This window comes from Microcoleus sp. C2D2 (assembly GCF_036702495.1).
GTDB lineage: Bacteria > Cyanobacteriota > Cyanobacteriia > Cyanobacteriales > Microcoleaceae > Microcoleus.
In genome coordinates this window covers 21879-28916 of record NZ_JAUBTO010000107.1, presented here as the reverse complement: position 1 = coordinate 28916, position 7038 = coordinate 21879, and the positions used below count along the sequence as shown (strand labels likewise).

Annotated in this window: 10 protein-coding genes; 2 read left to right on the top strand and 8 right to left on the bottom strand. The window is 45.7% G+C overall.

Annotation, left to right across the window (positions count from 1 at the left end):
* Nucleotides 1-116: 116 nt before the first annotated feature.
* Complete coding sequence (locus tag QUB61_RS27335; RefSeq protein ID WP_333133255.1) at nt 117-311, top strand: DUF4926 domain-containing protein; 195 nt, start codon at nt 117-119, stop codon at nt 309-311.
* Nucleotides 312-583: 272 nt separating this feature from the next.
* On the opposite strand, the gene QUB61_RS27330 is transcribed toward QUB61_RS27335, so the two are convergent.
* The 4 genes from QUB61_RS27330 to petN form a co-directional block, all read right to left on the bottom strand.
* On the bottom strand, nt 584-772 hold the full coding sequence (locus QUB61_RS27330; protein ID WP_333133254.1) for a CsbD family protein: 189 nt from the start codon (nt 770-772) through the stop codon (nt 584-586).
* A gap of 164 nt (nt 773-936) precedes the next feature.
* The gene (locus tag QUB61_RS27325; protein WP_333133252.1) at nt 937-1191 is read right to left on the bottom strand and encodes a DUF167 domain-containing protein; all 255 of its coding nucleotides are present in this window, start codon (nt 1189-1191) and stop codon (nt 937-939) included.
* Nucleotides 1192-1348: 157 nt separating this feature from the next.
* Nucleotides 1349-1951, bottom strand: coding sequence for a DJ-1/PfpI family protein (locus QUB61_RS27320; RefSeq protein WP_333133250.1), 603 nt, complete (start codon nt 1949-1951; stop codon nt 1349-1351).
* Nucleotides 1952-2043: 92 nt separating this feature from the next.
* Entirely contained in the window at nt 2044-2133 is a 90-nt protein-coding gene (gene petN / locus QUB61_RS27315; RefSeq protein ID WP_071883976.1) for a cytochrome b6-f complex subunit PetN, read from the bottom strand.
* A gap of 82 nt (nt 2134-2215) precedes the next feature.
* Here petN and QUB61_RS27310 point away from each other — a divergent pair, with 82 nt between their 5' ends.
* On the top strand, nt 2216-2695 hold the full coding sequence (locus QUB61_RS27310; RefSeq protein WP_333133249.1) for a hypothetical protein: 480 nt from the start codon (nt 2216-2218) through the stop codon (nt 2693-2695).
* A gap of 271 nt (nt 2696-2966) precedes the next feature.
* On the opposite strand, the gene QUB61_RS27305 is transcribed toward QUB61_RS27310, so the two are convergent.
* From QUB61_RS27305 to bioA, 4 genes are all read right to left on the bottom strand, one after another.
* Entirely contained in the window at nt 2967-3641 is a 675-nt protein-coding gene (locus tag QUB61_RS27305; RefSeq protein ID WP_333133247.1) for an SDR family oxidoreductase, read from the bottom strand.
* A 170-nt stretch (nt 3642-3811) separates the two neighbouring features.
* Nucleotides 3812-4423, bottom strand: a complete 612-nt coding sequence (locus QUB61_RS27300; protein ID WP_333133245.1) for a methyltransferase domain-containing protein — start codon at nt 4421-4423, stop codon at nt 3812-3814.
* 234 nt (nt 4424-4657) lie between these two features.
* Nucleotides 4658-5701 (bottom strand): biotin synthase BioB, encoded by a 1044-nt coding sequence (gene bioB / locus QUB61_RS27295; RefSeq protein ID WP_333133244.1) that lies wholly within the window; start codon nt 5699-5701, stop codon nt 4658-4660.
* A 17-nt stretch (nt 5702-5718) separates the two neighbouring features.
* Entirely contained in the window at nt 5719-7023 is a 1305-nt protein-coding gene (bioA, locus tag QUB61_RS27290; protein WP_333133242.1) for an adenosylmethionine--8-amino-7-oxononanoate transaminase, read from the bottom strand.
* Nucleotides 7024-7038: the final 15 nt, after the last annotated feature.

Sequence of the window (7038 nt, the reverse complement as noted above, 5' to 3'; positions counted from 1 at the left end):
AACTTATCTTTAACTCGGCTTGAATATATCAATCGCTCCCGATCTTGGTTTACGATCGATTATTCAGCAAGCCCTAAATATTGTTGCTTTAACAGAAGACTTAGAAGCAACCCATTTTGAAACAAAACAAATCATTAAATTATCTTTCATCACAAGTAGGAACAGTTGTGATGGAATTTGATGGCAGTGCTGTTGAGGTAGAATTTTCTCATCAAGATGGCACAAGTTATGCAATGGAGACAATTCCCGCCACAAAATTAATGCTTTTGCATTATGAATTACTAGAATCTGTAGGGGCGGTTCGCCGATGAATTTTGCCACGCACCAATAATGTTGATAAACCCGCCCCCACCCAACGAATAACCCGGATTAAGCATCGTCGCCAAACCGTTAAATTCAATTAATTCTGAATATTTGGGTGGGTCGGGGCGGGTTTATGAGATGGTTAGTTTTTGGCAATTATGGTTGGTAAAACCCGCCCCTACATATTGGTACAAATAATTTAGGCTAATTATAAAAAAAATCCCGCAAACGATATTTTTGCGGGATTTAGTAGGCAGGAAAATTGTAGCGAATACTGTTACTAAGCGTTGTCTACAATCTCTTTGGCTTTATCTTTGAGGTCTTCTTTCAGGTGAATTGCTGATGCTTCATCCTGCTTGGCTTGACCTTCTAATTTATCTTTCTGATTGCCTGTAACTTCGCTAACAGCTTCTTGGATTTTGCCTTCAATATTCTTCGCTGTTGCTTCGACTCTATTTTCAATGCTCATAATTTTATATTCTAACTCTACAACTACTACTGTATGAATTCAAAGCTGAGTCTGAATCCATCTTTAGATAGATTTGTGGTTAACTTTATAGCAGTTTTCAAATATCCCCTAGGGACGGCATTGCCGTGTCCCTACAGATGCTGGCGTACCATCTATCTTGAGCGCTACTTTTGAGAATTGGTATAAGTTGCAGGTTCGATTGGAATTTCCACAAGTTTATTTCTGGAGGAAAAACCGGATTTAATGCCGATCGCAGATTTCGGCACTTTAAACTTTTTTGCCAACAGCATGATTAATTCTTGATTGGCTTTACCGTCAACTGGCGGCGATTTGAGATGTACTGTAAGACTGCCGTCTGGTTGTTCTGCGATGCTTTGCTGTTTGGAATTAGGTTTTACTTTGACTGTTAAGATTTTCAAAGTCTGAAGGAAGTTTGGCAAGGAAGCAGTGAATCGGGATTTAACGGATTTAACCCATTTAAATGAGGGATTTTGAGGGAAGAAGTCAAGCGTGAATAAAGGACAATTGCCAATTACCAATTACCTTTTGCGTATCAACCTGGTTTTACAGCGTAATTCACGAAACGAGGATTGTTTCTGAATGTTCGATCTTCGTTCCCAAAACTTTCAGGAATTCAGCCAGCCAGTTAGGATGTGCCGGCCACGCGGGGGCGGTGACTAAATTGCCATCGACTACGGCTTCGGTAACGGGAACTTCTGTATATTTGCCGCCGGCCCGGAGTACGTCGGGGCTGCAAGCGGGGTATGCGGTGCAGCGTTTGCCTTCGAGTACGCCTGCTGCAGTTAGAACCTGTAAGCCGTGACAAATAGATGCGATCGGCTTTTTGCTGTTGGCAAAGTAGCGGGTAATTTGCAGCACTTGTTCGTTGAGGCGGATGTATTCTGGGGCGCGTCCTCCCGGGATAATCAAAGCGTCGTAGTCTGCCGGGTTGATTTCGTCAAAAGTCGCGTTTAAAGTGAAGTTGTGACCGGGTTTTTCGCTGTAGGTTTGATCGCCTTCAAAGTCGTGAATTGCGGTGCGAATTGTTTGGCCTGCTGCTTTGTCCGGGCAGATGGCGTGGACGGTGTGACCTACCATTTGCAGTGCTTGGAAGGGAACCATTACTTCGTAGTCTTCTACAAAGTCGCCGACTAGCATTAATATTTTTTTGGCAGTCATGTTTACAACTCGTGTTATTTTGATTTGGTTAAATAGCATGAACCAAAAATGCGGGGCAGTTAAAAAGCTCGCCCCGCAAGCTATTGTGGAATCTAGAAACCGTTGCGTCCCCAAATGACCATTGAAATTGAGAAGGAGAACAGAACTAGCACCGAAACCCAACCGAGTGACAAAATATCCATAGCTATTTATTGAACAAACTGTACAAAGTGACTCCAAACCTTATGATAAGTCAATTTGAGCTATTTTAAGAATGAGGGCGCCGTGAAGGACTCGTCAAATTTTAGTGCCGCTGAACGGGTAGAATCTTTGAAGGCAGGGAGTGTTGCTGCTTTTTCTTGTTTGCTGGGTTTTGGGGCGATCGCCCTTGGTAATAGCTTCATTCTAGCGGATAGGTGGGATTCTCTGGCGAGTTTGCAGGTAAGGGAAATTGACATAAATTTTGCCGCCCGAGGGGCGATCGCACTTTTGGGCGGTTTTTTGTTCGGCGTGACTTACCGCTATGCGATTCGCCGAGATGTTAACCTGCAGCTTAAATCTGGTGCGGTGTTGGCTTTTGGGTTGGTGCGGGCTTTTGGACAATTGGATGCTGGATTGTTTTTTGAACCCGGGAAGATGCCCGCCCTACAGGAGTTATTGCCGTTTGCTGTTCGCGGTGCCGAGAGTGTAGTATTGTTTGCGATCGCGGGTTGGGTTTTGGATTGGGCGATCTGGCGATCGTGGATTAAGCCATTTGATTCTTGAGTGCCAAATCTTGCAGCATTTTTAGGAACAGGCAAGATGCCTGTTCCACAAAAGTTCAATTTTCTTGTGGGGCGGGCGCAGCATTTTTAGGAACAGGCAAGATGCCTGTTCCACAAAAGTTCAATTTTCTTGTGGGGCGGGCGCAGCATTTTTAGGAACAGGCAAGATGCCTGTTCCACAAAAGTTCAATTTTCCTGTGGGCCGTTGCTCCTAGCCCGCCCAAAAAATACAATTTAGATGGCAGACAGCTTATTTTGCGCTAAACCCGCCCCTACAGGTTTAATACCTCAAATTCTGGATTGCCGTAAACCATCTGTTGATCTACCGCCGACAAAACTTTATTGCTAGCAGCCTCAGAAACTAAACACTGACAAACTAGCTGCGCTACATCCGCCCGGTGAATAGTTCCAGCAACTCGACAATTTTCTGTTAAAATACCGTTGCCTGTTGCAGGTTCCGATTTGAGTCCGCCCGGACGAATCACTGTATAAATCATCCCGCTTTCTATCAAATGATTTTCGGCTTTTTCTTTCTCAATTAAGACCGGGCCCAAAGTTGCCAAAACTTGCGGTTGCAAAGCAGCGGCACTGTTACCGCTACCGATGGATGAAACTAAAATAAATTTTTGCACGCCTGCTTTGACAGCCGCATCAATCAAGTTTTTGTTGCCCAAATAATCGGCTCTTTCTCCATCTTTTGGCAAGCCGCCAATTGTGCTGATTACGGCATGAATTGGATCGCCGCCAGCCATCGCAGCTTCCACAGCGGCAGCATCCAAAGCATCGCCAGTCACGACTTTGATGCCCATGGTTTCTAATTCGGTGCTGGTTGCGGGCGATCGCAAAAGTGCTGTTACTTGCATCTTTTGTGCTGCCAGACATTTCGCAATTTCTAGGCCGAGGTTTCGACTAGCACCAGCTAAAAAAATGTGGGATTTCTCTGTCATATTAATTGTGTTTTAAGTTGTGCAGAAATTGGTTGTTTTGACTGTGGAACAGTATACAACAATCCTCTGTAAATTTTTGAATTAGTTTTTTTTACCGCAGAGGGCGCAGAGGGCGCAGAGGAAGAGAGGGGAAAGATTCGCAATTACCTGTTCCCAATTTTTAATTTACGTTAGATTTTTCTGCCCACTATTACTACCCAAGATTGAGCTTCGCGGGGTAAGCCGGGGGGGCGATAGTAGCGATCGACAATGGCAAATCCCGCTTGTTCTAAACAAGGCGCTAAAGTATGATATTCCCATCCGGCAGTATAGCGTTTTCCCGTTGGCCGCTCGTCGTATCCCTCCCAATTTCCCCGGCACATTGACATGACAATTGCACCGCTAACAACTAAGGCTTTGTGCAAATCTTGCAGCACTTTCACCATCTCGTCGCTGGGAACGTGAATCAGGGAAGCATTGGCAAAAATACCGTCAAATTCTGCCTTTGGCAAGTCGAGATTCAGAAAAGATTGCTGCCAAACTTCGCATCCCGATAACTTCTTAGCTATTTCAACAAAAGCTGGAGTTGCATCTAACCCTACAACTGTGTGTCCTTGGCTCTTGAACGCTACTAAATCTCGTCCCGGCCCGCATCCTATATCGAGAATTTTACCGGGATTGCGGGGCATAGCAGCCGTCAGTGCGGATCGATTTTGGGATACGTCGTGATGCCAAGTTCCTTCTCGGAAAGATTCGGCTGTTAGCTGGTATTCTGCGATCGTAATTTCTTCGCGTTTGTCCACAATTTCCCCCCCTTGTATGATTTTAGATTTTAGATTTTAGATTTTAGATTGAAGAATGTCAACCGTAGAAACCGGGTTTATGACTACAATCTAAGAACTTACGGCTGACGCATTTGCTACCTCAGAAACCCGGTTTCTCTTCCCCATGCGTAAACGTGAAATATAGATATTGGGTAGGGACACGGCACTGCCGTGTCCTACTCTATTTCATCGGATTGACTACTGGTATAAAAGTTAAACAGCCAGGGGTTTTTGTTCGGATTTGGTAACTGCTGAATCAACTTCTAAGAGAGAACCTTCGGGGGATTCGATCGCAAACCCCGCATCTCGAATCATGTCCCAATCTTGATGGGCAGCTTGTCCGGGAGTTGTCAGATAATCGCCAACAAAGATAGAATTAGCGGGGTAGAGTCCGAGAGGTTGCAGCGATCGCAAATGCACCTCCCGTCCCCCAGCAATCCGAATTTCTTGACTGGGAAGCAAAAATCGGAACAAACAGAGAATTCGCAAACATTGGCGGGGAGTTAACCTGTTCACATCTGCAAATGGCGTACCGGGAATCGGAATGAAAAAATTAACCGGCACGCTAGTAACGCCCAACTTGCGAAGCGAAAGCGCTAAATCGATCGCATCATCATCCGATTCGCCCATCCCCAAAATTCCGCCGGAACAAGTTGTGATTCCCGCTGCTTTTACGTGTTCGACGGTTTCAACCCGATCGCCAAAAGTGTGAGTCGTGCAAATGTCCGAGTGATATGATTCGGAAGTATTGAGATTGTGATTGACCCGATCGACTCCAGCTTTAGCCAGCCGATGAGTTTGCTCCTCGCTCAACAATCCCAAACAAGCGCAAATTTTCAGGTTATAATTTGCCTTCACAGTCTCGACAGCATCCAAAACGCGATCGAAAGTAGATGCGCTGGGTTGACGGCCCGAAATCACCAAACAAAACGTACCAGCTTTTAACTCTGCTGCGCGTTGGGCCGCATCCAGAATTTTCTCCTTAGCTAAAAGCGGATATTTCTCAATTTCCGCAGTCGAAATTTTTGACTGAGAACAATAATGGCAATCTTCAGGACAAAGGCCACTTTGAGCATTTAACAAATAGTGCAGCCTGACTCGGTTTCCCCAGTAGTGGCGGCGCACCCGATAAGCTGCGTTTAGTTGTTCCAGCAAAACCTCATCCGGTGCGCGCAATACGGCTAAAGATTGCTCGCGAGAGAGACATTTGCCCGCCAGCGCGTCGTCAGCCAAATCGTTCCAATTGGGTAGATTCATTACTAAAATTAAAGGGTTTACAGAGTATCCAAAACCTGACGAATTACCCGATAAATCGATTCTAGTTCATCAGGAGAAATGCAGTAGGGAGGCATCAAGTAAAGCGTATTTCCCAAGGGGCGGAGCAAAAACCCCGCTTCGAGAAATCTGGCTTTCAAAACAGAACCGATGTCATTAAAATAACCGGAAACGCTTTCCGTTTTCACATCCATTGCTGCGATGGTGCCGCAAGTCCGAATCCGTTCGAGTTTAGGATGATTTCTCAGCCATTGATTCAGGTATTGGCGGTGCAATTTTTCCATCCCTTGATACACATTTGGGTTTTGCTCCAAAAGCTCCAAGGATGCTACACTCACCGCACAAGCTAAGGGATTTCCGGTGTAAGAATGACTGTGAAAAAAAGCTTTGTCCGATTCATCTCGCCAGAAAGCTTGATAAATATCCTCCGATGCCATTGTGACAGCAATTGGCAAACAGCCGCCAGACAATCCTTTAGACAAACATAGGATATCCGGCTTCGTTGCAGATTTAACAGAGGCAAACAGTTCACCCGTGCGACCAAAACCCGTCATTACTTCATCGTAAATCAACAATACATTAAACTGGCGGGCAAGTTGGGCGAGATCCTGCAAAAACTCAGGGCGGCACATTCGCATTCCCCCGGCACCTTGCACCAAAGGTTCGATAAAAATACCCGCATAGCCGCCCTGCTTTAAAAAAAACTCCAATTTCTCCAAACTCGCCGCCTCCTTGCTTTCCACCTCATCATCGCCGTCAAAAGTCGCCGGAAAAGGAACAACATCCCCAGCAAACATTAAAGGTGCAAAAGATTCCCACCACAGCGAACTTCTGCCAGCAGACATCGCGCCCACAGTATCGCCATGATAACCTCCCTCAAAACTAATAAAGCTAGTGCGGTTAGTTTCTCCGAGATTGCGCCAATATTGAAATGCCATTTTCAGAGCAACTTCAACAGCAGTCGATCCGTTATCAGAAAAGAAAATCCGCGTTAAAGAAGCAGGCGTATGAGTTAGCAACTTACTAGCAAGTTTCAGGGCCGGTTCGTGAGTAAATCCCGCAAAGATTACGTGTTCTAACTTTTGGGCTTGTGCGTAAAGAGCCTCAGCGAGAACCGGATGGCTGTGCCCGTGAACAGTCACCCACCAACTAGAAATGCAGTCAAGAATTTGCCGCCCGTCTGCTAATTCCAGCACCGATCCTTTGCCGCGAATTACCTTCAGCGGCGGGGCAGCCGTTTTCATTTGCGTGAAGGGCTGCCAAATCGGTAAACTTGAATAATCATGTTCCTTATTCCCCGTCATTTTTGCCCCTATCAC

What these genes read in the sequence shown, in the direction of transcription:
- QUB61_RS27305 (WP_333133247.1), bottom strand. Translation starts at nt 3,641, where the DNA reads ATGACAGAGAAATCCCACATTTTTTTAGCTGGTGCTAGTCGAAACCTC.
- petN (WP_071883976.1), bottom strand. Translation starts at nt 2,133, where the DNA reads ATGGATATTTTGTCACTCGGTTGGGTTTCGGTGCTAGTTCTGTTCTCC.
- QUB61_RS27330 (WP_333133254.1), bottom strand. Translation starts at nt 772, where the DNA reads ATGAGCATTGAAAATAGAGTCGAAGCAACAGCGAAGAATATTGAAGGC.
- QUB61_RS27320 (WP_333133250.1), bottom strand. Translation starts at nt 1,951, where the DNA reads ATGACTGCCAAAAAAATATTAATGCTAGTCGGCGACTTTGTAGAAGAC.
- bioB (WP_333133244.1), bottom strand. Translation starts at nt 5,701, where the DNA reads ATGAATCTACCCAATTGGAACGATTTGGCTGACGACGCGCTGGCGGGC.
- bioA (WP_333133242.1), bottom strand. Translation starts at nt 7,023, where the DNA reads ATGACGGGGAATAAGGAACATGATTATTCAAGTTTACCGATTTGGCAG.